Genomic DNA, 25,213 nt, shown 5'->3' with positions numbered 1-25,213 from the left:
ATAAAATCTCATAAATTATTAACAGTAGAATATCTAATTCTTTATTAAAGCAATTTAAGAAGAAAATATGGATAGAATAATAAAAATGATAATTTTAAAAGGAAAATAATGCACATTACAAATCTAATTTCTCAATACTTTGGTAAATTCGCTAGAAAAGAATTCCCATCTTTTTTACAAGAAATTATAAATGCATCATATGTAAAATTAATGAAATTAAATATGAGTGAGTTTAAAAATGCAAAGCATTATAAATCTTTAAATGCGCTATTTACAAGAGAATTAGTTATAAAAAGAGAAATAGATGAGTCAACAGATGTAATTATTTCACCAACAGATAGTTTAATTACAGAGTGTGGAAAATTAAATGATGATATTGCATTACAAATAAAAGGTATGAGTTATAGTGTTGAAGAATTACTTACATACTATTGTACTTCGAACTTTGAGAAAGTAAAAAATGGTTCATTTATGAACTTTTATTTATCACCAAAAGATTATCATAGATATCATGCAGCCTGTGATTTTAAATTAAAAAAGTTAATTCATGTTCCAGGAAAACTTTATCCTGTAAATTTAAAATATTTAAATAAAGAGTTTGAACTTTTTGTTCAAAATGAAAGAGTTATTTTAGAGTGTGAAAATAATGGAAAAATCTTTTATATGGTTTTTGTGGGTGCTTTAAATGTTGGTCAAATGGTGTTTGAATTTGAAGATAGAGTTGAGACAAACACAGATGCAAAAGAAATAAAAGTTTATGAATATGATAATATTGAAATAGCTAAGGGTGATTGCTTAGGTTATTTTAAAATGGGTTCAACAGTAGTTATGATTTGGGAAGAAGATTCTGTAGAAATAGAGAATCTATTAAATCAAGATGTAAGATTTGGACAAAAGATTGCTAAAATTTTGTAATTTGTAGAATTTAATAATAAAGTAGAAATATGAACAATAAAATATTTTTGAAAATTGGTTGGCTATTTATAATTGGACTTTTGTCTTATTTATTTTTTGTAGTGTTCTTTTTATCTCCTAAGATAAATAATTATTTGAGTGAAACAGAAATTAATAATTCAAAAACTCAATTTAGTAAAATAGTTTCTATAATTAACAGTAAGTCACGAACAATTGAAGATAAAGACAAATTAATAAATGAAGTTCAATTACTTCTTAGTAGTACTACTTTAGGTCAAACAGGTTATATTTATATTTTTGATGGTGATGGAAAAATAGTTTTTGATCCAAGTGGAGAGTTTGACTCTAAAGATTTTTCAACTATACCACTTCCAAGTGCAAACAATAATTTATTATTTGAAGAGTTAAAAAAGGCATACAATAAAAGAACTGTTTTTGAGTATGGTTGGAATAGAATTTATGACCCTTACAACTATACTTATCAAAAGATTTCTTGGATTGAATATAATCAAAAATTAAATTGGTATATTGCATCTTCAGTTTATAAAGATGATTTTTCTTCTTTTATAGAGGGGATTAATTCTTTAATTTTAAATATTTCTATGCTTTTATTTGGTGTCTTATCTGTAATTGGGATTTTTATTGCAATAAAAGTTATAGTGCCTATTAATAAAATGTTTTCAGAAGTTCAAAAAGTTAGTTCTAGTAAAAATGAGTTTGAAAATGGAGTGAAATCTAAAGATGAAATAGGTTTTTTAGCAAGCCAATTTAATACTTTACTTGATCAAGTTGAGAATAATAGAAAAACTTTAGATGAGCATGTTCAACAAAAAACAAAAGAGATTCAGAATAAATTATATATTGATGAATTAACAAATCTAAAAAATAGAACAGCCCTTGAAGATGATATAAAAGATGATGATTTTGTATCTATTGCTTTGATTGATATTGATTCTTTTGATGATATAAATGAACTTTATGGATTCTCAACTGGAAATTTAGTTTTAATCGAAGTTGCAAAAGTATTAAATGAATTTGCAACAAAATATAATGTGCATGTTTATAGATTTTATGGAAATGTTTATTGTCTTGCTGATAAAAAAATGATGGGGTTTTCCAGATATGATGAGTTTATAATTGAATTATGTAAGCTTTTTAAAAATAGAGTTATTCATATAGAAGAGTTATCTTTAGATATTTTTATAAACATTACTTTGGGTATTTCAATTGCTCAAGAAGAACCTATTAAAACAGCTGGAATTGCTCTTAAAAAAGCAAAAAAAGCAAATATGAAATTTTTTGTTTACAATAATGAAATAGATACAAAAGAAGTAATAAAAAAATCTATGTATTGGCGAGAAAAAATCAAACTTGCGATTGAAGAAGATTTAGTAACACCTTTTTATCAACCAATTTTTAATAGAGAAAATGAAATTGTTAAATACGAAACTTTAATGAGAATAAGAGATAAAAACGATGAAGGTGAAACTATTTATTTAAGTCCATATTTATTTCTTGATATTTCTGTAAAAACAAAACAATACTTACAACTTTCAAATCAAGTTATTTCTAAAGCATTTGCAGATTTATCAAAAACTGAAAAACAAGTTTCATTGAATTTGAGTTTTAAAGATATTTTAGATTTAGATTTCGTAATATCTTTAGATAAAAACCTAGATAAAATTGATAATCAAAAGAAACAACAATTAGTTTTTGAGATATTAGAAAGTGATTATATTACAGATTATACTTTACTAGAAGAATTTATTATAAAATATAGAGAACAAGGTATTCAAATAGCTATTGATGATTTTGGAACTGGATATTCTAATTTTGCACATATTTTAAAAATAAGACCAAATTATATTAAAATTGATGGTTCCTTAATTAAAAATATTAATACAGAAAAAAGTTCTTATGAACTTGTTAAATCAATTATAGATTTTTCAAAAGCTTTAAATATAAAAGTAATTGCAGAGTTTGTTCATTCTTCTGACGTATATAAAACAGTTTTAGAATTAGGAGTAGATGAATTTCAAGGTTTTTATTTGGCAGAACCTGCTAATAAAATCGAATAATTTTAATAAAATAAAAGCTTATTGTTGTATTATATTGAATAAAATAAATAAAAAAGGATTAATATGTCTACAATAACTGAATTAGGAAGTTTAGCATTATCAGGAACTAAAAAAGGTAAAATTTCTATCTCTAATGTAACTGAGCCTTATGGGAAAGATACTCCGGATATTGTAAGTATTGGTATCTCTTTAAATGGACAAGATGTTCAATGGAAATCTCATATTCCTTACGAGAATTTAGAAGATGTAATTAGTGTTTTACAAAAAGCACTGGATGCAAAAAAATAGATTCCTTAAATTTATAAAATAGTTTTGTGATATAATATTTTTTTAAAGAGGATTTATTATGTCACAAAAAAAAATTATAGGTAGAAGAGAAATCATTTCTATTTTAGATTTAGATTTATTTGATTTAGATGCTAAGATAGATACAGGTGCTGACTCAAATTCAATACATTGCGATGATATTTATGTTGATGATGAAAAGTTTGTACATTTTACATTATTAGATGAAGTTCATGCATCTTACCATGGCAAAAAAATAAAAATGCCACTATACAAACTAAAAAAAATCAAAAGTTCAAATGGAAAAGTTCAATTAAGAGCTTCTGTTCAAGTTACAGTTTCTTTTTTTGGGAAAAAGTATAAAACAATCATTACCTTAGCAGATCGTTCTGATATGAAATATCCAATGTTGATAGGAAGAAAATTTTTAACAAACCGTTTTTTAGTTGATGTTTCAAAAGAATATCTTACAAAAACAATATAAAAAGGATTAAAATGTTAATTTATGTATTATCAAGAAATAAAGAATTATATTCTACAAGAAGATTAGTGGAAGAAGCTAAGAATAAAGGATGGGAAGTTAAAGTAATTGATTATTTAAGATGTACTATTGAAATTATGAAAGGTGAATTAGTAATTAATTATCAAGGAAAAGTATTACCTACTCCTGATGCTATAATTCCAAGAATTGGTGCAAGTAGAACTTTTTATGGTACTGCAATGGTTCGACACTTTGAAATGATGGAAGTATTTAGTACATCAGGAAATTTAGCAATTGCAAGAAGTAGAGATAAATTAAGAAGTTTACAGGTTTTATCAAGAAATAGCGTTGATATGCCAAGAACAGTTTTTGCTTCAAATAAATCAAACGCAAAAGACGTAATTGAGTTAAGTGGTGGAGCACCATTAGTATTGAAAATTTTAGAAGGAACGCAAGGTGTTGGAGTTGTATTAGTTGATAGTGAAAAAGCAGCTAAATCAGTTCTAGATGCTTTTTATGGAATGGATGTAAACTTACTTGTACAAGAGTATATTGAAGAAGCAGGGGGAGCTGATATTAGAGCTTTTGTTGTTAATGGTGAAGTTGTTGGTGCTATGAAAAGACAAGGTGCTGAGGGTGATTTTAGATCAAACTTACACCAAGGTGGAAGTGCAACTTTATATAAATTGAATAGAAAAGAAAAAGCAACTGCAATCGCAGCTGCCAAAGCTATGGGCCTTGGTGTTTGTGGTGTTGATATGATTCCATCAGCTAGAGGCCCTTTAGTAATGGAAGTTAATTCAAGTCCAGGTTTAGAAGGAATTGAAAAATCAACAAATATTAATATAGCTGCAAAAATTATGGAATTTATTGAAAAAAGTACAAAACCAACAGATACAGATAATCCACAGAAAAGAAAAATCAAAAAAGATAGCATCGGAGCTTAATAATTAATATGCCAAATTCAAAATTAATAATAGCAGATACAGAAATTTTAAGAGGAACAAGAGTTACTATAAATCTTGAATTACCAAAGCTTTATAATACACCAACTAATCTTCCTATTAGAGTAATAAGAGGTAAAAAAGATGGTCCAATTGTTTTTGTAAGTGCTGCAATTCATGGTGATGAACTAAATGGTATTGAAATAATCAGAAGACTAAGAAAGTTAAGTATTCTTAATAAATTAAAAGGAACTTTAATCCTAGTTCCTATTGTTAATGTGTATGGAATAATGAATCTTTCAAGGTATTTACCTGATAGAAGAGATTTAAATAGAAGTTTTCCTGGAAGTATCAAAGGCTCACTGGCTTCTCGTGTAGCTAAAACTTTTTTTGATGAAGTAGTTTTAAGATGTGATTTAGGAATTGATTTACACACAGCATCTATTCATAAATCAAATCTTCCACAAGTTCGAACAAATATTGATAATGAATATACATTTAAATTAGCAAAAGCTTTTGGTGCTCCTGTTGTTTTACATTCAGAATTAAGAGATGGATCTCTTCGAGGAACTGCACAAGATAGTGGTGTACCTATCTTGCTTTATGAAGCGGGTGAGGCATTAAGATTTGATGAAACTTCAATAAGAATTGGAGTTGCAGGAATTATAAATGTTCTTAGGGAAATACAAATGCTTCCAGCAGTATTAAAAAAGAAAACAATTAAATCACCAATTATAACTAGAAATAGCAACTGGATTCGATCAAGTGAAAGTGGAATGTTAAGAACTATAAAAGCACTTGGTGATATAGTAAAAAAAGATGAGATAATTGCTTTTATTGACGAACCTTTAGGGGATGATATTTATGAAATAAGAGCTACTTTTGATGGTGTTATTATTGGGAAATCTGAAATTCCTCTTGTTCAAGAAGGGGATGCAATCTTCCATATTGCAAAATTAAAGAACTTGGAAAGTGCAGAAAGTAAATTAGAATATTTTAATGACTCTGCAATGGATGAAAGTGAATTCCATGAACTTAATAATGAAGAGATTATTGAATAAGTGAAAATAATTTTTTGTCTTTTTTTAGTTTTTAATCTATACGCAAAAGATATTATAGGTTCTATTGATAAGTTAGATTTTCCAGCTTTCAATCTTGAGAATGTAGAATCAAGAATTGATACAGGTGCTACAAATTCATCACTTCATTGTACAAATATTGAAAAAATTGATGATAAATTTGTTAAATGTAATATCTTAGGTAAAGAAAGTTTCACTAATAAAATTTCTAAGATAAAAGAGGTAAAAAGCTCAAATGGTATTTCTCAAAAAAGATATTTTATAAAAACGCAGATTATAATTCTAGGAAAAACTTATGTTTCTGAACTCTCTTTAAATGATAGAAGAAATATGACATATGCTTTTTTACTAGGAAGAGATATTCTAAGTCAAGATTTTATTGTTGATGTGAGTAAAAAAGATTTATCATTTAATTTAAAAGAGAGTATTAAAAATTAATACTTAATAGTCTCTCTTAGTTCTTGTTGCCATACCGCCATTCCACCAAATAAATGGGCTGTATTTTTATATCCTTGTTCTATTAAAAAATTTCCAATAGTTCTTGTTCTATTTGCATGTGCGCAGATAAGTACAAAAGTTTGATCTTTTGAAGTCACTATTTTTTCAAAATCTTTCATCCAATTTTCAACATCATGGTTTCCATATTCATCAAAAAAAGTCATTAGATGAGCATTTTTAATAACTCCAGTGCGTGCCCATTCATCAGGTCTTCTTACATCAATCATTGCTATATTATCATCAATCATTTTTTCAACTGTTTTAGCTTGTAAATCTACTAAATTATTCATAAAATTCCTTTAAATAAAAAGTAATGTTAACATAAAATATATAATAAAAACTTATAAAATAACTTATATTTTTAGTTATATTAATACTATAAACAAACTCTTTACAAAGATAATATATAATACAAAAAAAAATAAGGTACGTTAATGAAAAAAATAATTCTGCTAATGCTTATTAGCATAGCTTCTCTTTTTGCATACGAAGAGTTAACAGTTGATAATTTTGATGAAAAAATAAAAGATAAAAATGTTATTATTGATTTTTATGCAGTTTGGTGTCCACCTTGTAAAATACTTGCATCAAATTTAGAAGATTTTGATGTTGTTAAACCAGATAATGTAGAAATTTTTAAAGTAAATATTGATAATCAAATGGTACTTGCAAAAAAATATGGAGTTTCAAAACTTCCTACTTTAGTCTATTTTAAAAATGGAAAACCAGTGAATGATTATGTTGGAGTATTAAGTGTTGAAGAATTAACGGCAACATCAAAAGAAAATTTTAAATAAAGATAAATAAATGAAAAAATTACTATTACTTCTACTAGCTTTTGTTTACTCATTTTCTTTGGAGTTCAAACAAGATTTTTTAGAACCAGAAGATGCTTTTAAAACAAGTTTTACAAAAAATGAAGATAGTCTAAACTTTAAATTAGATTTAGGCGATAGTATATACTTGTACGATGATAAGTTACAAGTATTTATTACAAAGCCACAAAGTATTAATATTACTGAAGATGTTAATATTGTTGAGCCAGTAACTTATGAAGAGTTTATTGTTCATTTTACTAACCAAAGTATAGATATTCCTTTTGCATTATTAAAATCAAAAGTTGATTCAAATGAATTTGAAGTTGAAGTTAAATTTCAAGGTTGTTCAAAAGCAGGTCTTTGTTATGCTCCAATGAGTGAGAAATACACTTTAACTCTTGATGGAATTGTTACAAAAGAGACAAAAGCAGTAGAATCAAAAACTGTAGAAGTAGTAGAAGAAAATAAACAATCTACTGTATCACAAGATACAAATTTAAATGAAACAGATACTATTGCAAATAGTTTAAAAGATGGAAATATCTTATTAATACTTGCAACTTTCTTTGGATTTGGATTATTGCTTTCTTTAACACCTTGTGTATTCCCTATGATTCCTATTTTATCTTCGATTATTGTAGGGGCTTCTCAAAAAGAAAAAATGACAGCTAGTAAAGGATTTTTTCTTTCATTAGTTTATGTTTTATCTATGAGTGTTGCTTATACAATTGCAGGAATTATTGCAGGTGTGTTTGGTGCAAACTTACAAGTTGCCCTTCAAAACCCTTATGTTTTAGTTGTATTTGCTTTTATATTTGTGGCCCTTGCTTTTTCTATGTTTGGATATTTTGAAATTAGACTTCCTGAGTCAATTCAGACAAAATTAAATAAAACAACAGATGGAAAAGAAAAACAAGGAGTTGCAGGAATTGCTATTATGGGATTCTTATCAGCTTTAATAGTTGGACCTTGCGTTGCTCCTCCACTTGCCGGTGCTTTAGTTTATATTGGTCAAACAGGTGATGCACTTCTTGGTGGAATGGCTTTATTTGTAATGAGTTTAGGAATGGGAGTTCCATTATTACTAATAGGACTTGGAGCTGGAAGATTTATGCCAAAACCAGGTGGTTGGATGGAAGGAATCACTAGAATCTTTGGAATTGTGATGTTAGGTGTTGCTATTTGGTTATTAGATAGAGTTTTAGATGCTACATTACTTATGTATTTATGGGCATTATTATTAATAGGAACTGCAATTTATTTAAAAATTTATAAGAATATTTTAGCTCAAACTTTAACAGTTGTTATCTTTGTTTTAGGAGTTAGTTTATTAGTTGGAGCAATTAGTGGGAGTACAAATCCGCTTAAGCCGTTTGAGAAATTTACTTCTTCAAAAGCTGTTCAAGTAAGTAATGAAAAATTAATTTTTACAAAAATAAAAAATATAGAAGAATTAAATCTCGCTATTGCAAACTCAAGTAAACCCGTTATGTTAGATTTTTGGGCTTCATGGTGTGTAGCTTGTAAAGAACTTGAAGAGATTACATTTAAAGATGAAGCAGTAATTGCTAAACTTCAAGGATTTACTCTTTTAAAAGCAGATGTAACGGCTAATAATGAAGATGACAAAGCTTTACAAAAACTATATGGTATTGTTGGACCTCCTGGCTTAATATTTTGGGATAAAGATAAAAAAGAAGTTACTTCTTCAAAAATTGTTGGATATAAAAATCCTACAGATTTCTTACAAATAGTAAACAAAAATTTTTAAAAGAGGAATTTCCCTCTTTTAATTTTACTTCTTAATAATATTTCCCTATAATAAATTTTTTAGGATTTATTATGGATTTAAATACTGATTTTTTATTAATCATTTCACTTATAATTTTTATCTCTTCTTTAGTTCATGGAAGTATAGGTTTTGGTTTTCCTATGATTGCAACTCCACTTCTTGCCATGATAACTGATATGAAAACGGCTATTTTATATATAGCTATTCCCACGCTTTTGATTAATCTAATTAGTATTTATAGTGAAGGAAACTTTTTGCAAGCTGTGAAAAAGTTCTATCCTTTGGCATTAATGGGAATGATAGGAAGTGCAATAGGTACTCAAATACTTATTTACAGCAGTACAGATTTTTTTAAACTTTTACTTGCAATTTCAATATTTTTATATCTTTTTATTCAAAAGTTTAAAATACAAATGCAGTGGATAGAAAAGAAAAGAAGATTGTCTGTAGTTGTATTTGGATTAGTTGCAGGTTTTATTGGTGGATTAACAAATGTAATGGCATCAATTTTGATTATTTATTCTCTTGAGTCTAAGCATACAAAAAAAGAGATTATTCAATCAACAAACTTGTGTTTCTTATTTGGAAAAATTATTCAAATAATACTTTTTACGATGCATGGCTCATTTAATGAAGAGTTATTAAGTATTTCTTTTTTTAGTTTATTTATAGTTATGACTGGTATGTTTGTGGGATTGAAGGTTAAAAATAAGATTCCCCAAGAAATTTATAGGAAAGTAATAAAAGTTGTTCTATTTTTAATTGCGTCTTTTTTAGTATATCAAACTATTTAAAAGAGGTTTCCCTCTTTTAAATAAATATTAAAGCGCCTATGATAATAGCTGCTAAATATAAAGCTCCAAAGATAGCACCTAGTGCCCACCATCTTCCTTGAGAAATGTATCCTGCTCCATACCAAATAGGTGAAGGTCCAGTTGCATATGGAGTGATAATTCCCATAACCCCAAGGCTACCTGCAAGTAAAATACTAAAAGGTATTAATTGTTCTGGAGTCATTAATTTTACTGCAATTGCTAAGAATATTGGCATTAATGCAGTTGTATGTGCTGTTGTACTTGCAAAGAAATAGTGAAGTACAAAGAATAAAAACAGCATAGAAAGTATAAGCATAGTAGGACTCATTCCTGATAGATATACTTCTGTACTACTTCCAATCCAATCTAAAACCCCAACTTTTTTAAGTCCTGCTGCCATTGCAACAAGTGAAGCAAACCAAATAAGAACATTGAATGCTGCTTTATTTGAAATAACATCATCCCAAGTAATTACATTTGCTAAAACCATAATTGAAACTATTGAAATAGCAGTAGTTGTAGAATCAATTCCAAAGTTTTTACTAAAAATCCAAAGTGCAAGTGCAACAACTGCTAATCCTGCCATTAGAAGTTCTTTTGAAGTAATTCCACCTAATTTTTTTAACTCTTCAGCAGCCCAAGCTGGAGCTTCAGGAGAAGTTTTTTGAGTTGGTGGATATACAACATAAACTAACCATGGAGTTAATAAAAACAATGGAATCATAAGTGGTAACATAATAGAAGCCCATGCTCCCCATGAAATCATATGTCCTGTACCTTTATTAATTAAATCAACTGCAAGTAAGTTTGGTGCAAGTGCTGTTAGGAACATAGAACTTGTAACACAAGTAGTTGCAATCGCAACCCATGAAATATAAGCTCCAAGTTTTCTTGGCTCATGCTCAGGTGTTGAGTCAAAAATCAAAGGTATATTTGAAGCAACTGGATAGATAGTTCCTGCACTTCTAGCTGTGTTTGATGGCATAAATGGAGATAAAACTAAATCTGAAAAGGCAACTGCATAACCAAGACCAAGTGAGCTTTTACCCATATATTTAATCATAACCAATGAAACTCTTTTTCCAAGACCTGTTTTTTTGTAACCAAGTGCGAACATAAATGCTGCAAAAATTAACCAAATAACACTATTTGAAAATCCAGATAATGCCCATGTGATACTCTCTTTTGAATTTCCTATTAATCCTAAAGCAGCAACAAGCGAAACTCCAGTAAACCCAACTAAAGCAGCAGGAACGGGTTCAACAATAAGACCCACAACAACGGCAAAAAATATTGCCATAAAGTGCCATGCATTAGCACTTAAACCTTCCGGTGCTGGTATAAACCAGAAAATTAGTAAAACAGCAACAGGAAGAATCAATTTAATTGTTTGACTTGACATATAGTCTCCTTTTTAAGTTTTTATATACTGTAATTATAGGAAGTTAAAGGGATAAAAATAGGACTTTTTTGATAAAATCTAATCAAATAAATAAAATAAAGTAAAATCATATGAAATTTCTAATCCTCTTCTTTTTAACAATCACAACAATATTTGCAAACTCCTCAAAAGAAATTTTACTTTTGCATTCATATAATAATGGCTTAAAATGGACCGATGGAATAACCCAAGGTATTAAAGAAATTTTAGATAAATATCCAGAGTTTGAATTAACAATAGAATATATGGATAGTAAAAAAATAGATAGTCAAGAATATTTTGATATTTTAATGAATTTGTATGAAAAGAAATTCTCAAATAGAAAATATTCAGTTGTAATTGCTGCTGATAATTATGCCTATGAGTTTGTTCTAAAAAATCATAAAAAGTTATTTGATGAGTCATCTGTTGTATTTACTGGAGTTGAGAACTTCGATAAAGATTTTATTCCTTTAGAGTTAAAAAAATATGTGACAGGTGTTGTGGAATATAAAGAAATAAAAGAAAATATAGAATTGATTAAAAAAACAATTACAGACTTAAATACTTTGTATATTATCAGCGATGATACTTTTTCATCTTTAGCTATAAAAGAGCAAATTTTAAATGATGTAAAAAGTTTTGAAAAAAATATAAAAATTGTTTTTGATAATAAAATTGATATTGATACCATATTAAATAAAGTAAATTCACTACCTAAAAATAGTGCTATTTTATTTAGTTCTTTGTATAAAGATATAAATGAAAAATATATCACTTCTTCACAATTAAGAAGTTTTTTTAACTCATCCAAATACCCAATTTTTGCCCTTAATAAGATTCATTTAGGTGAAGGTGTAATTGGAGGAGTTATGGTAAATGCAAAAGAGCAAGGAAATCTTGCAGCTAAAAAAACTTTAGAGATTATGCAAGGTAAAGATGCTTCTTTACTGCCTATTAGTATTCCTACTTCTAAGTATTATTTTGATTATGAAGTATTAGAAAAGTTTAATCTAAATAATTCAAAAATACCTATGTTATCAACTATTCTTAATGAACCAAAAAATTTCTTTGAGAAAAATAGACAATTTATTGATGGCACCTTTATTTTATTACCATTATTATTTTTATTAATAATTGGATTGATTGTAAATATAACAAAAAGAATAAATCTAGAAATAAAACTAGTAGAACAAAATAAACTTGATAATGTTTTACTTAATAATATTAAAAGTATTATATATTGGAAATCAAATGATGGTATATTTTTAGGATGTAATGAAGCTTTATGTTTACTTCTAGATATGAAAAAAGAAGAAATTATAGGTAGAGAAATAGAAGAAATTCTTCCTTCTTTATGTAATCAAATGAAAGATAGTGATGCCTTTATAAATGAATTAGAAACAACATTAACTTTTAAAAATATTTCTATGGAAGTATTGATTAGAAGAAAAAAATATTTTAATAAAAAGAATCAAGAAGCAGGAATAGTAACTATAATAAATGATATGACAGATATTAAAAAACTACAAAATCAAAGAAAAAAAGATGAGCAGTTTATTATTCAAAGATCAAAACTATCAGAAATTGGTGAAATAATGACATCAATCGCCCACCAATGGAAAACGCCACTAATTGAGATTTCTACAATTGCTCAAGAGTTACTTTATAAACGAAATAAAAAAGAGTTATCAAAAGAAGATAGTAAAGAGTTTGTAGATGAAATAATGACACAAGTTCAGTATATGACAAAAACAATTGATGACTTTAGATCTTTTATAAAACCATCTATGTCTAAAAGTGATTTTGAAATAAGAGAAGCTATTGAAGAGTTACTAAGAATTATAGAGCATAATATTAAATATAACTATATTGATGTTGAAGTGAATTTTCAAGAAAATAAAAAATATATAATAAGTGGATATCCAAATGAATTTAAACAAGCAATTTTGAGTATTATAAATAATGCACGAGATAGTATTTTGAAAAAAAGAGAAGAAGAGTATTTTCAAGGGAAAATCACTATAGATACATTTTATGAGAATGACCATATTCATATAAGTATAAAAGACAATGGAACAGGAATAAAAAAAGAAAATTTAGAAAAAATATTTGAGCCTTTTTTTACAGATAAAATAAATGGTGATGGCTTTGGACTTTATATGGTGAAGTTAATAATTGAAGATAAAATGGATGGAAATATAAAAGCTGTAGAACAAGAAAATGGAGCTAATATTTTAATTGCTCTTAGTAAAAATGTGTAAAAATATATAAAGATAGGTAAGTTTATGAAGATATTATTATTAGAAGATAACAAACGACTTTCAAATTTGATTATAGAAGCTTTAGAAGAAAAAAACTATAAGGTTGATTGGTTTGAAGATGGAAAACTTGCATTACAATCTATTCATAATGGATATGATTGTTTTATTTTGGATATAAATGTTCCAGGAATTGATGGTTTGAGTTTATTAAAAGAATTAAGAGTTATGGATGAAACAACGCCTGCTATTATAATAAGTGCAAATGTGGAATTAGAAACTATAAAAGATGCTTATGTAAAAGGTTGTGATGAGTATATAAAAAAACCTTTTTATATTTATGAACTTGAAACTAGAATTGATAAGCTTTGTAAAAAAGTTTCAAAAGATATAAATCTACCAAATGGATATACCTATAATTTAGATTTAGAAAAACTTTTAGATGATAAAAAAGAGGAAATCAAACTTGCAAAAAAAGAGATACTAGTATTTAATTTGTTTGCAAAAAATTTAGAAAAAATTATCACTTTTGAACAAATAGAACAGTATGTTTGGGAAGGTGATTTAACCACAAATGATAATATAAGAGCACTAATCAAAAGGCTTAGAAAAAAACTTCCAGAAGATACAATACTTTCTCAAGGTGGAATGGGATATATCTTAAACATAGTTAGAAAATTTAATTAATAAAAATATTTGAAACTAGAGCTTTATATAAGATTTGTTATACTTTGCAAAAAATTAAAAAGGGTTTAGATGAACTTTGAAACAATTTTAGGGAAAGTGGATTTTTTAGAGTTTTTAAGGGGTAAAAAAGCTACATTTTTATTAAGTGCTAGTGTTACAAAAACTTGTGAAATTCCAAATATCTCACAAGCAGGGATTCCTGGCTTTTTACATTTGACTCCTATTTTAGATGCTGAATTTTTATGCACAAAACAAGTTCGTTCAATGCCACAAATAGCTCAAACTCCAAAGGGTGTACCAACACCTGCTTTAATTACAAGAGCAGTTCATGAACTAAATGCTTTTTCAAATATTGAGATTTTAAATCTTGGATTAGAAACATTACCTCAAATAAGTCATTTTAAAATACATGATTTTAATATGAAACCAAGTGGACGAATCGATGATGGTGCAAGAATTCAAGCCTTAGAGATTTTTCAAAAAGCAATAGAGTTTGGTCAATCTTATAAAACAAATGATGATTATGTAATATTAGCTGAATCAATACCAGCAGGAACTACAACGGCAAATGCAACTGCATTAGCTTTAGGTTATGAATGTGAAGGATATTTTTCAAGTTCATATAAAAATAATCCAAGTGATATAAAAAATGAAACAATAGTAAATGCTTTAAAAAGAGTAGAATCAAAAAATGATTTATTTGAGAAATTAGGCTTTCTAAGTGATAATATGATTATTTTTAATGCAGGATTTATACTAGGAAGTAGAGCAAATAATCTAAAAGTAATACTTGCAGGTGGTACACAAATGGCTGCTGTTTTACTTGTTGTAAATTCTATTTTAAGAAGTATGGATGGGCAGATAGATAGCTCAAACCTTGCACTTTGTACAACTAAATGGATAAATAAAGATGAAAATTCAAATATAAAAGCACTTTTAGAGCAACTGGATTTTCCTATAAATGCTTATGCAAGTGATTTTGACTTTTCAGAGTCTTCACATCCTGCACTCAAACTTTATGACGAAGGTGAAGCAAAAGAAGGAGTTGGTTGTGGTGGTGCTTTATGTTATGGTGCAATTAATGGCTTAACAAAAGAGCAAGTTACAAAAAAAGTTGAAAGCTTCTTAGTATAAAATAGGATAAAAAATGAAAAAAATATTATCAGGATTTTTATTTGCACTTTTATTAAGTGGATGCAATATAAAACAGCCAAAACAGATAGAAGCATGGAAAATACAAAATGATCCATACTATAAACACAAAAAGAGTCAATTTCAAATGTTATCTCAAAATACAAAATACACAACAGTAATGTTAGGTGATTCAATCACAGACGAAGGACAATGGGATGAATTACTAGATAATCCACTTGTACAAAACAGAGGAATAAGTGGCGATACAACAGATGGTGTTTTAGAAAGACTTGATAGTATAAATAAAAGTATAAAACAAGTTTTTATAATGATTGGTGTAAATGATATTATGAGAGGAAAAGAAGTTGATGAGGTTTATTCTAACTATTTAAAAATCATAAAATTCTTTCAAGACAGAAATATCAAAGTATATATTCAATCAACACTATTTATAGGTGAAAGAAGGGCTGGAAATTTTAATATTAAAGTTGAAGATTTAGATAAAAGATTAGAAAAATATGCAAAAGAAAATAATATAACATTTATAAATCTAAATCCAATTTTTGCACCAAATAAAGTGTTGAAAAAAGAGTTTACCTTTGATGATTTACATTTAAATGGGACTGCTTATAAACTTTGGGCACAAGAGATTAGAAAATATTTTTAATTGCTTTATAAAAGATAGTAGCTAGAATAAAAGCTATTTATTAAATACAATATATTATAGGATTTTTATGGAAATTTTTATTTCAACATTTTTAAAAATGTTTTTTATTATGACACCATTTTTTGTGTTGTCAGTTTTTTTAACGGTTACTCACGATGCAACATCAAAAGAAAGAAAAGCATTAGCTATCAAAGTTACCACTTCTGTTATTGTTATGAGTTTAGTATTATTGTTTTTTGGAAAACATATTTTTGAAATTTTTGGTATTACACTTGATGCTTTTAGAATTGGTGCTGGAGCATTACTATTTTTAACAGCAGTTGAATTAGTTCGAGGAAATAAAGATACTGCAAAAGTAGGGGATAAAGATATCTTACAATTAGCAGTTGTTCCCCTTGCTATTCCTGTGACTATTGGCCCTGGAACTATAGGTATTTTACTTGTAATGGGTGCCACTTTTGAAAATACTTCTTCTATGTTAATGGGAAGTTTAGCTTTAGTTTGTGCCGTTTTAGTTATAGGAGTTATGCTTTATACTTCAAGTGTTTTTGAAAGATTAATGGGAAAGCAAGGTCTTTTGGTTATTTCAAAAATAACAGGACTTTTTTTAGCTGCCCTTTCTGCTCAAATTGTATTTACTGGAATTAAAGGCTTTTTAGAATTATGATAAAAGTATTTTATTTTGGTGGGCAAAAATCAGGCAAAACAAATGCTGGAATCAAAAAAGCATTAGCGTTATCAAAAGATGAAAAGCCATATTATGTGGCTACTTATGATAACACATATAATGACTCTTCAATGATTGAGCGAATTAATAAACATATTATTGAGAGAAAAGATGATTTTATAACTATTGAAGAATCACATGATTTAACAAAAGTAATAAAAGCAAATAAAACTTATTTGATAGATTGTGTTTCTATGTGGATCTTAAATAATCTAGAAGAAAAAGAAGAACTTTTAAAAGAGCAGTTAAGAGCGCTTTTTAAAATAGATGCAAATATAATATTTATTTTAAATGATGTTTCATGTGGTGTAATACCACTTGATAAAGAGTCAAGAAGATTTGTGGATTTTTCAGGAATTTTAGGGCAAGAGTTGGCAAAACTTTGTGATGAGGTTTATGAAGTAAAGTATTCAATTGAGAAAAAACTAAAATGAAACAGATATTAAACGCATTTTATTTTGCACTTTCATACTTCTCTATTATTCCTGTATTTGTAAAAAATATGGAAATAAAAGAAGAAACTTATAAATATACTCTGTTTTTTCTTCCTTTAGTTGGAGCTATTTTAGGATTAATTGTAATAGCCTTAAATCTATTTTTAAATGAATTTTTTAATCCACTTTATTCATCTTTTGTGGTTGCTGTTATTTATCTATTTTTATATGGATTTTTACATACAGAAGCTATTTGTGATGTTGTAGATGCTTGGTTTGCTTCTTATAGTGGAAAAGATGTCTATAAGATTATGAAAGAGTCAACTATTGGAGCTATTGGGGCTTTGTATGCTTTTTGTTTTGTGCTTTTAAAAGTTGGAATTATTACTTATGTTTTATATGAAAAACAATATGCTCTTTTTCTCATAGTTTGCATTTTTTCAAGATTAAACTTGATTTATTTACTTGAATATTATAAATTTAGTAAGGATAGTTTTTTATCTTTGGCTTTTGCAAATGGTAGTGTTTTTACCTTAAAAATTCTTTCTTTGATTTATTTGATTTTTGCTTTTATTATTGGCTCAAATGTGTTGCTTTTATTTATCTTATCACTTCTTAGTTTTTATTTTATACTAAAAGTTTTGGATAAAAAATTTGGCTTTGTAAATGGTGATTGTTTAGGTTTTACTCTTGAACACACTGAACTTGTACTTTTAAATATAGGACTTATGATAATACTATGAAAACTTTTGAACACGGTGGTCAAATAGAAAAATTCGCATTTGATTTAGGATGCAAGGTAAGTGAAATAATTGATTTATCTTCAAATATAAATTTTGTGAAACCACAAATAAATATTGATTTTAATACTTTAGATATATCTTCATATCCAACTTATGATAAATTATATAAAAAAATCGCAGATAATTATGCAGTTGAAAGTTCTGAAATAGAGCTGTTTAATGGTGGAAGTTCTGCTATTTTTACTTTGTTTAAACATCTTGATTTAAAATCTTGCACAATTTATTCACCTGCATATTTAGAGTATAAAAAAGCCTCTTTAAATTTTGGCTATGAGCTTGATATTATAAACAGATTTGATGATATTACAGCGCCTGTAAAAGAGGGTTCATTTGTGATATTTGTAAATCCTTCAACTCCTGATGGAAAATATTATGAGCTTGAAGAGTTGATGAAAACATGGATAAAAAAATCTTGTACAATTTTGATTGATGAGAGTTTTTTAGATTTTTGTGATAAGCCAAGTGCAATAAAATATCTAAAATCTTATGATAAATTATATATCTTAAAATCAATGACAAAGTTTTATTCAAGTGCGGGAATAAGAGTTGGAACAATGGTTTCAAGAAAAGAGAATATTGAAAAACTAAAAAGATTTGAACCCATGTGGAAACTATCTCAATTTGATTCAAATTATTTACAAGCTGCTTTAGATGATAAACTTTTTAAATCTATCTCAAAAGCTATAAATATAAAAAATAAAATAGAGTTAGAAAATATTTTAAAAAATTCAAATTTAGTTGAAGTTGTACTTGAAAGTAGTGCAAATTATGTGCTTATAAAACTAGCATCATTAAAGGCAAAAGAGTTTCAAGAAAAATTAAAACCATATAAAATAATGGTTAGAGATTGTTCAAACTTTGATTGTCTAGATGAGAAATATGTACGAGTTGCAGTTAAATCTTCAACTGCAAATGATATTTTGAGTGAGGCCTTAAAACAGATATGTTAATTAAAAATAGTTTTATAAAATATTTTTCTTTTTTCTTATCAGCTATTTTTATAGCCTATGTGATTTATATGATAATCACATCATTTTTTATAGTTAGAAATCAGTTTATAGATATTGGTGATTCAACTTATGTAAATCAAGTAAGAACTGATGACTACACCATAAAACTTGCAACATATCTAACAAAAAATTGTAATGATAATAAGCTTTGTGAAGTTCAATCAATGCTAGATTTTGTAACTGCAATTCCATATAAAATAAATGAAAGTGTCGCAAGAAATTCAAAACAAGTGGTTACTCAAAATTTTGGAGACTGTGATGATAAATCAAATCTATTGATTTCATTACTTAAAGTGCGAGGATATGAAGCATATTTTGTCTTGGTGCCAAAACATATCTTTGTGATAATAAATTTGGAAAATATAAAACTAAATAAAAAAGCGTTATATGTAAATAATAAGCCTTTTTATATCTTAGAAAGTACAGCAACAGCTTCTAAAATAGGTTTCCCTTTAAATTATAAATTTGAAGAAATAAGCGCAATTGTTGACCCATTTGTAAATAAAAAATTAGTAGTAAATAGTTTAGAATATAAATAGAATTTTGGAGTAAAAATGCAAAATATTATAATAACAGGTGCATCACATGGTATTGGTAGAGCACTGGCAAAAAAACTAAGTAAAAAATATCATATTATAAATATTGATATAGTTGAAAATAAGATGGATAAAGTTGATTTTTATAAGTGTGATTTATCTGATAAGAGTAAACTTTTAAAAACTATTGAAAAGATAAAAACAAATATAGATTCACTATATGCTCTAATAAATAATGCAGCACTTTTTTCATCAAAAAGTTTAGAAAAACAGACTTTAGAAGAGTGGGAAAATATCATAAGTATAAATCTAACTGCTCCATATATTCTTTCAAAAGAGTTTGCATCTATGTTAAAACAATCAAAAGGTCATATTATAAATATCTCTTCAACAAGAGCTTCAATGAGTGAAGCAGGAACTGAAGCTTATAGTGCATCAAAAGGAGGAATTAGTTCTTTAACTCATGCATTAGCTATAACTTTGAGTCCAGATGTAAAAGTAAACTCAATAAGCCCAGGATGGATAAATACAAATGAAGAGTATCTTCCAACAAAAGTAGATAATGAACAACACCCAAGTGGACGAGTGGGAACACCTGATGATATAGTTGATACTGTAAAATTCCTATTAAAAAATAGAGGTTTTATAACAGGAAGTGATTTTGTAATAGATGGTGGAATGACTAAAAAGATGATTTATGTTTAGTTGACAATAAATATAATAAACAATATAATAGACAATATAAAAGGAGTTTATTATGTATAAAACAGTTAAACCAACTACCTTTACTTTATCATTAGAATTATTAGAAGATTTAGATGCTATGTCTAAAGAGATGGGTAAGAAAAAAACAGCGATAGTTTCAGAAGCACTTGAAATGTATATGGATTATCAAGATATTCAACTTGCTAAAAAAAGATTGAATGATAGTACAGGAACAATAACTCATGATGAATTATTAAAAGAACTTGGTATTTAAATGTATAGCGTTGTTTATCAAAAAACAGCTGTTAATGATTTTAAACGTATAGATAAATCAAATCTAAAATTTTTGACTGATTCTATTTTAGAGTTTACTAATAATTTCTCTTTTGAATTTGAACAAGAACTTTTAAAAACTGGCAAAATCAAAAAACTTCAAGGATTAAATGAAGAACTTTATAGATTGAAACTAAGAACTTATAGAGTAATTTATAAAAAAGAAGAAGATAGACTAATTATTTTAGTCGTAGCTGTAAAATCTAGGGAAAATTCTTATAGGAAATAAGATAAAATAAAAACCAATTACCTATCTTCAAAGGTGCTAAAAAATGAAATCCATTAAATTATCACATCTGAATACAAAGAGTGGCAAAGCCAAATAAAACAAAAGTTTTAAAGTTCTCAAATAAAAGCATAATTCAAGTAAATAGCACATTATTAGAATTTTGTTGGAATTTAGGAAATGAGATTGTTGAAAAGCAAAAAATAGCACTTGGGGAAGTGGGTTTTTACAGCAACTTAGTGTTGATTTGATTGCAGAATTTCCTGATGTAAAAGGTTTTTCATATACAAATATAAAAAATATCAGACAATGGTTTTTATTTTGGCAACAACTTGTGAGTGAATTGAAAACTATAAAAAGCCAACAAGTTGTGGGCGAAAGTAGTATTGAAAATACGAAACAATTTGTTTCGAAATTTGATGAAGAAAAAAGCCAACAAGTTGTTGCTCAAATTTTGATGATACCTTGGGGACATAATATCGCAATTATTCAAAAATGCAAAACTATCGAAGAAGCCCTATATTATGTACAAAACACAATCAAAAATGGAATAAGTAGAAATGTACTTATTCATCAAATAGAAACAAATCTTTATTCAAGAGACGGCAAAGCCATCACTAACTTTGAAGCTACTCTTCCACCTCTTCAATCAGATTTAGCAAAAGAAATCACAAAAGACCCTTATAATTTTGATTTTTATGCCTTACAAAAGGCTATCAAGAAAAAGAGCTAGAAAATGCCCTAACAGACAATATCACGAAATTTTTACTTGAACTGGGAAGTGGATTTGCATATGTTGGCAGACAATACAAGCTAATTGTTGGCGGTGATGAGTTTAGAATAGATTTACTTTTTTATCATATAAAACTAAAATGTTATGTGGTAGTAGAGCTAAAAGCCACAGAGTTCAAACCAGAATTTGCAGGAAAACTTAGCTTTTATACATCAGCAGTTGATGAAGAGATAAAAGACAAAAATGACAACCCAGCCATAGGAATACTTATTTGCAAATCAAAAAAGATTGAAAGAGTATTTAGCTGATGCGACTTTGCTGTATATAGCAAATAAAGAAAATATTAAAAATATAGTAAGTATAGATATTGATTTTGATATTTATAGAACTTTAAAAAAACAGAGTCTAAATAATCTTTTAAAATAAATCTTTAAATATAATTTCTTTGATATGGAAATACTTGAAACTAAACTAAGAGCGGTTACGCATATTTTGAGATTTTACAAATAGTTTTGATATAATCAAATATAAAATGCAAGGAGGTATCTTGTTATGACGATGAAATTAACTATAAAAGATGAATATTTAGAACAGTTTGAACAGATGTTAAAAACTTTACCAAAAGATGCCGTTGAAGTAAAAAAATCACTAGATGAAGAAATCAAAAAAAGATCATTAGAATATCGAAGTGGAAAAATGGAAACAGAACCTTTTGGTACGGGATTAGATGAGATAAGAGAAAGGTTACTATCGAAACTTTAACCTTAGAACAATCAAAAAGATTCAAAAAAGAACTTGATGAAATAATTCTTTTTATAGAAATAGATTGTCCTAATAGCGTGTATAAATTTTTCGAAGATATTATTTCTAAAATTAAAACAATACCAAATAATCCTTATATCTACAGAAAAAGAGAAGATGCAAAAGATGAGAATTTACGAGAACTTATCTATAAAGGTTATACTATACCTTTTAAGATAAAGAAAATCATAAAATCATCATCTTAGGTATTTTTAATCAAAATCTTTGGAACTAAAATATAAAAAAAGAGTATAAATCATCGTTGCCAAGTATTGAAGAGATAGAAGCACATTTTGAAAATGAGAATTTAAAGGTGGTGGATGATGAGTAATCAAAAAAGATTAGAAAAATATTTAATTGGTGAAGATGGTTATTTAAGAAAAGAAATTTCAAATGGTAAAGTTATTATGCTTTCTGGAAAATGGGGGAAGTGGTAAAACTTTTTTTTGGAAAAATATTATTGAAAAAGAGTTAATACAAAATCAAACAGAAAAACAAAAAGCTTATGTATATAGTAGTTTATACGGAAACAGAACACTTGATAAAATAGAAGATAATATTTATGCACAAGCTTATCTTTGTTCAGTTGGTGGGAAAAATGCAGTACTATCTGGATATGAAAAAGTAAAAGATTTTGGAAAACGATTTGGAAGTTTTTGCTCACTTCTTGATGTATCAAAATTAGTAGATGGAATAGATGATATTCAACAAAAAAATATTAAAAGAAGTGCATTATCATATCTTGAAAATGGTGGAATAGTTTGTTTTGATGATTTTGAGAGAAAATCTAAGGACATAGATTTAAATGATTTGTTTGGATTTATTTCTCATTTAGCAATTGATTTAAATTGTAAAGTTGTGATAATTTTAAATGATGATGTTTTTGAAGGTGAAGAAAAAAATGTATTTTCAAGAGTAAAAGAGAAATCTGTATCTAAGTTTTTGAAATATGAACCAAGTATAAAAGAGTTATTTGAAACTATTTTTAGTAATGAAAAATATAGAGTTTTAGATGAGCATAAAGAAATTATCCTAAAAACTATTGAAGAAACAGAAGAATTAAATGCAAGAATTTATATTCAAGTTTTAGATAATTTGGTTGAATGGATAGAGAAAGAACAAGAAATAAATGATGATGTTTTAAGATGTTTGATTTTGGTGAATATCAATTTTATTCTATTTCATACAATTTGTAATCATAAAGTAGAAAACATATATTTACTTAGAGGATTTTATGATATTCATGAAAAATATTCTAACAATTTTAGTGAAAGAGGAATAGGAGAAAATCTCAAGCTGCTTTCAACGTTTCAAGATTATTATTCAAAATTGAAAGAAAGTATTTTCTCTGGTAAAGAAAAACCTGAGGAAAAAAGAAAATATCATAATAATTTTTTAGAAAGTAATCTTAAAAATTATGAAAGTAAATTTTTAGCAAATAAACTAGATATTTCAAAAGATGTAGATAATAAAACCTTCCAAAAAATCAACAAATTCATAGAAACAGGAATCCTAATAAATGAATAACATCTCAATCTTCGGAACTTCAAGTGACGCAGGAAAATCAACACTAACTTTTGTAATAGCAAAAATACTTCAAGATTATAAATAAAATCCTTTACAAATATTTATCGTTTTGATATTATCATAATTGAAAAACGATAAAGGAATAAAATGTTTGTAAATAGAGTAAAAGAACTTCAACTTTTGAATGATGAATATAAAGAAGAGAGTTTTCGATTTTCAGTACTTTATGGAAGAAGAAGAGTTGGTAAAACAACACTTTTAAAAGAGTATATTCAAAATAAAGAGTCTATTTATTTCTTAGTTACATTAGAAAGTGAAAATATTGTTTTAAAAAGATTTCAAGATATTATTGCCAATTATTTAAATGATGATTTTTTAAAAGAGTTAAAAATAGATAGTTTTGAGCAAATTTTTAAATATATATCTCAAAAAACTTTTGAAAAGAAACTAATAATAATCATAGATGAATTTCAATATCTAACAAAAATAAATTCTTCTATTCCTTCGATTTTTCAATATATAATAGATGAGTTATTAAAACAAAAAAATATACATCTTATATTATGTGGTTCGATTATATCTATGATGTATGAGCAAACACTTTCTTATAATTCACCTTTATATGGAAGAAGAACAAGTGCTATAAAACTAGAAGCTATAAAATTTGAGTATATAAAAGAGTTTTTCTCAAAAAAGAGTGAAATTGAACTAATTGAATTATATTCTATTTTATATGGAGTACCTAAATATCTTGAAATGTTTAAAGATACTAAAGATATATATAAATCAATTGAAAAAAATATCTTAGATAAAAACTCTTTTCTTTATGATGAACCAAGATTTATATTACAAAATGAAGTAAATGAGCCAATTACTTATTTTACTATATTAGAAACTATTGCAAGAGGTGAACATAAACTTGGCAATATTGCAGGAAGATTAAATAAAAATGTTCAAAATATAACATCGTTTATTTCAAAACTGATGGAACTTGATATTATTTATAAAGATGTACCAATAACTGAAATAAATCCGCAAAAAAGTAAAAAGGGATTGTATTTTATAAAAGATAACTTCTTTAGATTTTGGTTTTCATATTGTTTACCATATAAAAGCCAACTTGAAATGGACAATACAAAGTTTGTTCTAACAAAAATACAAGAGAGTTTTACAAATCATATTTCAAAAACCTATGAAGATATATGTATAGAATACACACTTAAAAATGAAGAACTATTAAAGTGTGGTAGATGGTGGAACAAAAATGAAGAGATTGATATGGTTGGTGTTGGTGAAGATTTTTTAATCGTAGGTGAATGTAAGTACACAAATAAAAAAGTAGGTATTGATATTTTGAATAGTTTAAAAGAAAAATCAAAGCAAATTGAATTAAAACTACCTATAAAAAAATTTATGCTCTTTTCTAAATCAGGTTATACAGATGAGTTAATAAAAATTAGTTTAGAAGATAGAAGTATAAAACTAGTAGAAAATATTTTATAGG

At 26.7% G+C, this 25,213-nt stretch carries 30 protein-coding genes; 28 read left to right on the top strand and 2 right to left on the bottom strand.

All coding sequences use genetic code 11. The features are described from left to right. Nucleotides 1-108: 108 nt before the first annotated feature. From AACT_RS14335 to AACT_RS14305, 7 genes are all read left to right on the top strand, one after another. Entirely contained in the window at nucleotides 109-915 is an 807-nt protein-coding gene (locus AACT_RS14335; protein WP_172128018.1) for a phosphatidylserine decarboxylase, read from the top strand. Nucleotides 916-944: 29 nt separating this feature from the next. Then, complete coding sequence (locus AACT_RS14330; RefSeq protein ID WP_172128016.1) at nucleotides 945-2,993, top strand: EAL domain-containing protein; 2,049 nt, start codon at nucleotides 945-947, stop codon at nucleotides 2,991-2,993. 63 nt (nucleotides 2,994-3,056) lie between these two features. Next, entirely contained in the window at nucleotides 3,057-3,281 is a 225-nt protein-coding gene (locus tag AACT_RS14325; RefSeq protein WP_172128014.1) for a hypothetical protein, read from the top strand. 58 nt (nucleotides 3,282-3,339) lie between these two features. After that, nucleotides 3,340-3,762, top strand: a complete 423-nt coding sequence (locus AACT_RS14320; protein WP_172128012.1) for an ATP-dependent zinc protease family protein — start codon at nucleotides 3,340-3,342, stop codon at nucleotides 3,760-3,762. 11 nt (nucleotides 3,763-3,773) lie between these two features. After that, nucleotides 3,774-4,706, top strand: a complete 933-nt coding sequence (rimK, locus tag AACT_RS14315; RefSeq protein ID WP_172128010.1) for a 30S ribosomal protein S6--L-glutamate ligase — start codon at nucleotides 3,774-3,776, stop codon at nucleotides 4,704-4,706. 8 nt (nucleotides 4,707-4,714) lie between these two features. Next, nucleotides 4,715-5,764, top strand: coding sequence for a succinylglutamate desuccinylase/aspartoacylase family protein (locus AACT_RS14310; RefSeq protein WP_172128008.1), 1,050 nt, complete (start codon nucleotides 4,715-4,717; stop codon nucleotides 5,762-5,764). After that, nucleotides 5,765-6,220 carry an ATP-dependent zinc protease family protein gene (locus tag AACT_RS14305; protein ID WP_172128006.1) on the top strand — a complete coding sequence of 152 codons (456 nt, stop codon included), beginning with the start codon at nucleotides 5,765-5,767 and terminating at the stop codon, nucleotides 6,218-6,220. On the opposite strand, the gene AACT_RS14300 is transcribed toward AACT_RS14305, so the two are convergent. Further along, nucleotides 6,217-6,570 carry a rhodanese-like domain-containing protein gene (locus tag AACT_RS14300; RefSeq protein WP_172128004.1) on the bottom strand — a complete coding sequence of 118 codons (354 nt, stop codon included), beginning with the start codon at nucleotides 6,568-6,570 and terminating at the stop codon, nucleotides 6,217-6,219. The genes AACT_RS14305 and AACT_RS14300 overlap by 4 nt on opposite strands. Nucleotides 6,571-6,714: 144 nt before the next feature. Between AACT_RS14300 and AACT_RS14295 the strand changes: the two genes are divergently transcribed. The 3 genes from AACT_RS14295 (at nucleotide 6,715) to AACT_RS14285 (ending at nucleotide 9,684) form a co-directional block, all read left to right on the top strand. Next, nucleotides 6,715-7,077 (top strand): thioredoxin family protein, encoded by a 363-nt coding sequence (locus tag AACT_RS14295; RefSeq protein WP_216658207.1) that lies wholly within the window; start codon nucleotides 6,715-6,717, stop codon nucleotides 7,075-7,077. 10 nt (nucleotides 7,078-7,087) lie between these two features. Continuing rightward, a complete protein-coding gene (dsbD, locus tag AACT_RS14290; protein ID WP_172128002.1) occupies nucleotides 7,088-8,869 on the top strand; it encodes a protein-disulfide reductase DsbD in 1,782 nt (593 codons plus the stop codon). Nucleotides 8,870-8,940: 71 nt separating this feature from the next. Continuing rightward, nucleotides 8,941-9,684 carry a sulfite exporter TauE/SafE family protein gene (locus AACT_RS14285; RefSeq protein WP_172128000.1) on the top strand — a complete coding sequence of 248 codons (744 nt, stop codon included), beginning with the start codon at nucleotides 8,941-8,943 and terminating at the stop codon, nucleotides 9,682-9,684. Between the two features lie 16 nt (nucleotides 9,685-9,700). On the opposite strand, the gene AACT_RS14280 is transcribed toward AACT_RS14285, so the two are convergent. Then, nucleotides 9,701-11,107 (bottom strand): DASS family sodium-coupled anion symporter, encoded by a 1,407-nt coding sequence (locus AACT_RS14280; RefSeq protein WP_172127998.1) that lies wholly within the window; start codon nucleotides 11,105-11,107, stop codon nucleotides 9,701-9,703. 110 nt (nucleotides 11,108-11,217) lie between these two features. Between AACT_RS14280 and AACT_RS14275 the strand changes: the two genes are divergently transcribed. From AACT_RS14275 to AACT_RS14195, 18 genes are all read left to right on the top strand, one after another. Continuing rightward, nucleotides 11,218-13,389: a sensor histidine kinase gene (locus AACT_RS14275; RefSeq protein WP_172127996.1), complete on the top strand. Its 2,172-nt coding sequence runs from the start codon at nucleotides 11,218-11,220 to the stop codon at nucleotides 13,387-13,389. Nucleotides 13,390-13,413: 24 nt separating this feature from the next. Further along, on the top strand, nucleotides 13,414-14,073 hold the full coding sequence (locus AACT_RS14270; protein ID WP_172127994.1) for a response regulator transcription factor: 660 nt from the start codon (nucleotides 13,414-13,416) through the stop codon (nucleotides 14,071-14,073). A 69-nt stretch (nucleotides 14,074-14,142) separates the two neighbouring features. Further along, a complete protein-coding gene (gene cobT, locus AACT_RS14265; RefSeq protein ID WP_172127992.1) occupies nucleotides 14,143-15,207 on the top strand; it encodes a nicotinate mononucleotide-dependent phosphoribosyltransferase CobT in 1,065 nt (354 codons plus the stop codon). A 13-nt stretch (nucleotides 15,208-15,220) separates the two neighbouring features. Beyond that, nucleotides 15,221-15,874, top strand: a complete 654-nt coding sequence (locus AACT_RS14260; protein ID WP_172128721.1) for a GDSL-type esterase/lipase family protein — start codon at nucleotides 15,221-15,223, stop codon at nucleotides 15,872-15,874. A gap of 67 nt (nucleotides 15,875-15,941) precedes the next feature. Beyond that, the gene (locus AACT_RS14255) at nucleotides 15,942-16,541 is read left to right on the top strand and encodes a MarC family protein (RefSeq protein WP_172127990.1); all 600 of its coding nucleotides are present in this window, start codon (nucleotides 15,942-15,944) and stop codon (nucleotides 16,539-16,541) included. Continuing rightward, nucleotides 16,538-17,035 carry a bifunctional adenosylcobinamide kinase/adenosylcobinamide-phosphate guanylyltransferase gene (locus AACT_RS14250; RefSeq protein ID WP_228720497.1) on the top strand — a complete coding sequence of 166 codons (498 nt, stop codon included), beginning with the start codon at nucleotides 16,538-16,540 and terminating at the stop codon, nucleotides 17,033-17,035. The genes AACT_RS14255 and AACT_RS14250 overlap by 4 nt, the downstream gene beginning before the upstream one ends. Further along, nucleotides 17,032-17,778 (top strand): adenosylcobinamide-GDP ribazoletransferase, encoded by a 747-nt coding sequence (locus AACT_RS14245; protein ID WP_172127988.1) that lies wholly within the window; start codon nucleotides 17,032-17,034, stop codon nucleotides 17,776-17,778. The genes AACT_RS14250 and AACT_RS14245 overlap by 4 nt, the downstream gene beginning before the upstream one ends. After that, nucleotides 17,775-18,788: an aminotransferase class I/II-fold pyridoxal phosphate-dependent enzyme gene (locus AACT_RS14240; RefSeq protein ID WP_172127986.1), complete on the top strand. Its 1,014-nt coding sequence runs from the start codon at nucleotides 17,775-17,777 to the stop codon at nucleotides 18,786-18,788. The genes AACT_RS14245 and AACT_RS14240 overlap by 4 nt, the downstream gene beginning before the upstream one ends. Beyond that, complete coding sequence (locus tag AACT_RS14235; protein WP_172127984.1) at nucleotides 18,782-19,387, top strand: hypothetical protein; 606 nt, start codon at nucleotides 18,782-18,784, stop codon at nucleotides 19,385-19,387. The genes AACT_RS14240 and AACT_RS14235 overlap by 7 nt, the downstream gene beginning before the upstream one ends. A 15-nt stretch (nucleotides 19,388-19,402) precedes the next feature. Beyond that, entirely contained in the window at nucleotides 19,403-20,089 is a 687-nt protein-coding gene (locus tag AACT_RS14230; protein WP_172127982.1) for an SDR family oxidoreductase, read from the top strand. Nucleotides 20,090-20,141: 52 nt separating this feature from the next. Then, nucleotides 20,142-20,363: a ribbon-helix-helix domain-containing protein gene (locus AACT_RS14225; protein WP_172127980.1), complete on the top strand. Its 222-nt coding sequence runs from the start codon at nucleotides 20,142-20,144 to the stop codon at nucleotides 20,361-20,363. Next, entirely contained in the window at nucleotides 20,364-20,651 is a 288-nt protein-coding gene (locus AACT_RS14220; protein ID WP_172127978.1) for a type II toxin-antitoxin system RelE family toxin, read from the top strand. A 244-nt stretch (nucleotides 20,652-20,895) separates the two neighbouring features. Continuing rightward, nucleotides 20,896-21,381 (top strand): DUF1016 N-terminal domain-containing protein, encoded by a 486-nt coding sequence (locus AACT_RS15495; protein ID WP_216658206.1) that lies wholly within the window; start codon nucleotides 20,896-20,898, stop codon nucleotides 21,379-21,381. 20 nt (nucleotides 21,382-21,401) lie between these two features. Beyond that, nucleotides 21,402-21,689, top strand: a complete 288-nt coding sequence (locus tag AACT_RS15490; RefSeq protein WP_228720592.1) for a PDDEXK nuclease domain-containing protein — start codon at nucleotides 21,402-21,404, stop codon at nucleotides 21,687-21,689. A gap of 244 nt (nucleotides 21,690-21,933) precedes the next feature. Then, nucleotides 21,934-22,143, top strand: coding sequence for a hypothetical protein (locus tag AACT_RS14210; RefSeq protein ID WP_172127976.1), 210 nt, complete (start codon nucleotides 21,934-21,936; stop codon nucleotides 22,141-22,143). Beyond that, nucleotides 22,131-22,388 carry a type II toxin-antitoxin system RelE/ParE family toxin gene (locus AACT_RS15740; protein ID WP_172128717.1) on the top strand — a complete coding sequence of 86 codons (258 nt, stop codon included), beginning with the start codon at nucleotides 22,131-22,133 and terminating at the stop codon, nucleotides 22,386-22,388. The genes AACT_RS14210 and AACT_RS15740 overlap by 13 nt, the downstream gene beginning before the upstream one ends. Before the next feature lie 187 nt (nucleotides 22,389-22,575). Continuing rightward, nucleotides 22,576-23,709: a hypothetical protein gene (locus AACT_RS14200; RefSeq protein ID WP_172127974.1), complete on the top strand. Its 1,134-nt coding sequence runs from the start codon at nucleotides 22,576-22,578 to the stop codon at nucleotides 23,707-23,709. Between the two features lie 147 nt (nucleotides 23,710-23,856). After that, on the top strand, nucleotides 23,857-25,212 hold the full coding sequence (locus tag AACT_RS14195; RefSeq protein WP_172127972.1) for an ATP-binding protein: 1,356 nt from the start codon (nucleotides 23,857-23,859) through the stop codon (nucleotides 25,210-25,212). The last annotated feature ends 1 nt before the right edge of the window (nucleotide 25,213 follow it).

It is taken from the genome of Arcobacter acticola, from assembly GCF_013177675.1.
In the GTDB taxonomy this organism is placed as follows: Bacteria; Campylobacterota; Campylobacteria; order Campylobacterales; family Arcobacteraceae; genus Aliarcobacter; species Aliarcobacter acticola.
Note: the sequence above shows the minus strand (reverse complement) of the source record. Positions and strands in the feature narration are given on the sequence as shown.

Excerpts from the sequence above, each read along its gene's own strand:
- AACT_RS14335 (WP_172128018.1), top strand. The coding sequence starts at position 109 with ATGCACATTACAAATCTAATTTCTCAATACTTTGGTAAATTCGCTAGA.
- AACT_RS14330 (WP_172128016.1), top strand. The coding sequence starts at position 945 with ATGAACAATAAAATATTTTTGAAAATTGGTTGGCTATTTATAATTGGA.
- AACT_RS14325 (WP_172128014.1), top strand. The coding sequence starts at position 3,057 with ATGTCTACAATAACTGAATTAGGAAGTTTAGCATTATCAGGAACTAAA.
- AACT_RS14320 (WP_172128012.1), top strand. The coding sequence starts at position 3,340 with ATGTCACAAAAAAAAATTATAGGTAGAAGAGAAATCATTTCTATTTTA.
- rimK (WP_172128010.1), top strand. The coding sequence starts at position 3,774 with ATGTTAATTTATGTATTATCAAGAAATAAAGAATTATATTCTACAAGA.
- AACT_RS14310 (WP_172128008.1), top strand. The coding sequence starts at position 4,715 with ATGCCAAATTCAAAATTAATAATAGCAGATACAGAAATTTTAAGAGGA.
- AACT_RS14300 (WP_172128004.1), bottom strand. The coding sequence starts at position 6,570 with ATGAATAATTTAGTAGATTTACAAGCTAAAACAGTTGAAAAAATGATT.
- AACT_RS14295 (WP_216658207.1), top strand. The coding sequence starts at position 6,715 with ATGAAAAAAATAATTCTGCTAATGCTTATTAGCATAGCTTCTCTTTTT.
- dsbD (WP_172128002.1), top strand. The coding sequence starts at position 7,088 with ATGAAAAAATTACTATTACTTCTACTAGCTTTTGTTTACTCATTTTCT.
- AACT_RS14285 (WP_172128000.1), top strand. The coding sequence starts at position 8,941 with ATGGATTTAAATACTGATTTTTTATTAATCATTTCACTTATAATTTTT.
- AACT_RS14280 (WP_172127998.1), bottom strand. The coding sequence starts at position 11,107 with ATGTCAAGTCAAACAATTAAATTGATTCTTCCTGTTGCTGTTTTACTA.
- AACT_RS14275 (WP_172127996.1), top strand. The coding sequence starts at position 11,218 with ATGAAATTTCTAATCCTCTTCTTTTTAACAATCACAACAATATTTGCA.
- AACT_RS14270 (WP_172127994.1), top strand. The coding sequence starts at position 13,414 with ATGAAGATATTATTATTAGAAGATAACAAACGACTTTCAAATTTGATT.
- cobT (WP_172127992.1), top strand. The coding sequence starts at position 14,143 with ATGAACTTTGAAACAATTTTAGGGAAAGTGGATTTTTTAGAGTTTTTA.
- AACT_RS14260 (WP_172128721.1), top strand. The coding sequence starts at position 15,221 with ATGAAAAAAATATTATCAGGATTTTTATTTGCACTTTTATTAAGTGGA.
- AACT_RS14255 (WP_172127990.1), top strand. The coding sequence starts at position 15,942 with ATGGAAATTTTTATTTCAACATTTTTAAAAATGTTTTTTATTATGACA.
- AACT_RS14250 (WP_228720497.1), top strand. The coding sequence starts at position 16,538 with ATGATAAAAGTATTTTATTTTGGTGGGCAAAAATCAGGCAAAACAAAT.
- AACT_RS14245 (WP_172127988.1), top strand. The coding sequence starts at position 17,032 with ATGAAACAGATATTAAACGCATTTTATTTTGCACTTTCATACTTCTCT.
- AACT_RS14240 (WP_172127986.1), top strand. The coding sequence starts at position 17,775 with ATGAAAACTTTTGAACACGGTGGTCAAATAGAAAAATTCGCATTTGAT.
- AACT_RS14235 (WP_172127984.1), top strand. The coding sequence starts at position 18,782 with ATGTTAATTAAAAATAGTTTTATAAAATATTTTTCTTTTTTCTTATCA.
- AACT_RS14230 (WP_172127982.1), top strand. The coding sequence starts at position 19,403 with ATGCAAAATATTATAATAACAGGTGCATCACATGGTATTGGTAGAGCA.
- AACT_RS14225 (WP_172127980.1), top strand. The coding sequence starts at position 20,142 with ATGTATAAAACAGTTAAACCAACTACCTTTACTTTATCATTAGAATTA.
- AACT_RS14220 (WP_172127978.1), top strand. The coding sequence starts at position 20,364 with ATGTATAGCGTTGTTTATCAAAAAACAGCTGTTAATGATTTTAAACGT.
- AACT_RS14210 (WP_172127976.1), top strand. The coding sequence starts at position 21,934 with ATGACGATGAAATTAACTATAAAAGATGAATATTTAGAACAGTTTGAA.
- AACT_RS14200 (WP_172127974.1), top strand. The coding sequence starts at position 22,576 with ATGGTAAAGTTATTATGCTTTCTGGAAAATGGGGGAAGTGGTAAAACT.
- AACT_RS14195 (WP_172127972.1), top strand. The coding sequence starts at position 23,857 with ATGTTTGTAAATAGAGTAAAAGAACTTCAACTTTTGAATGATGAATAT.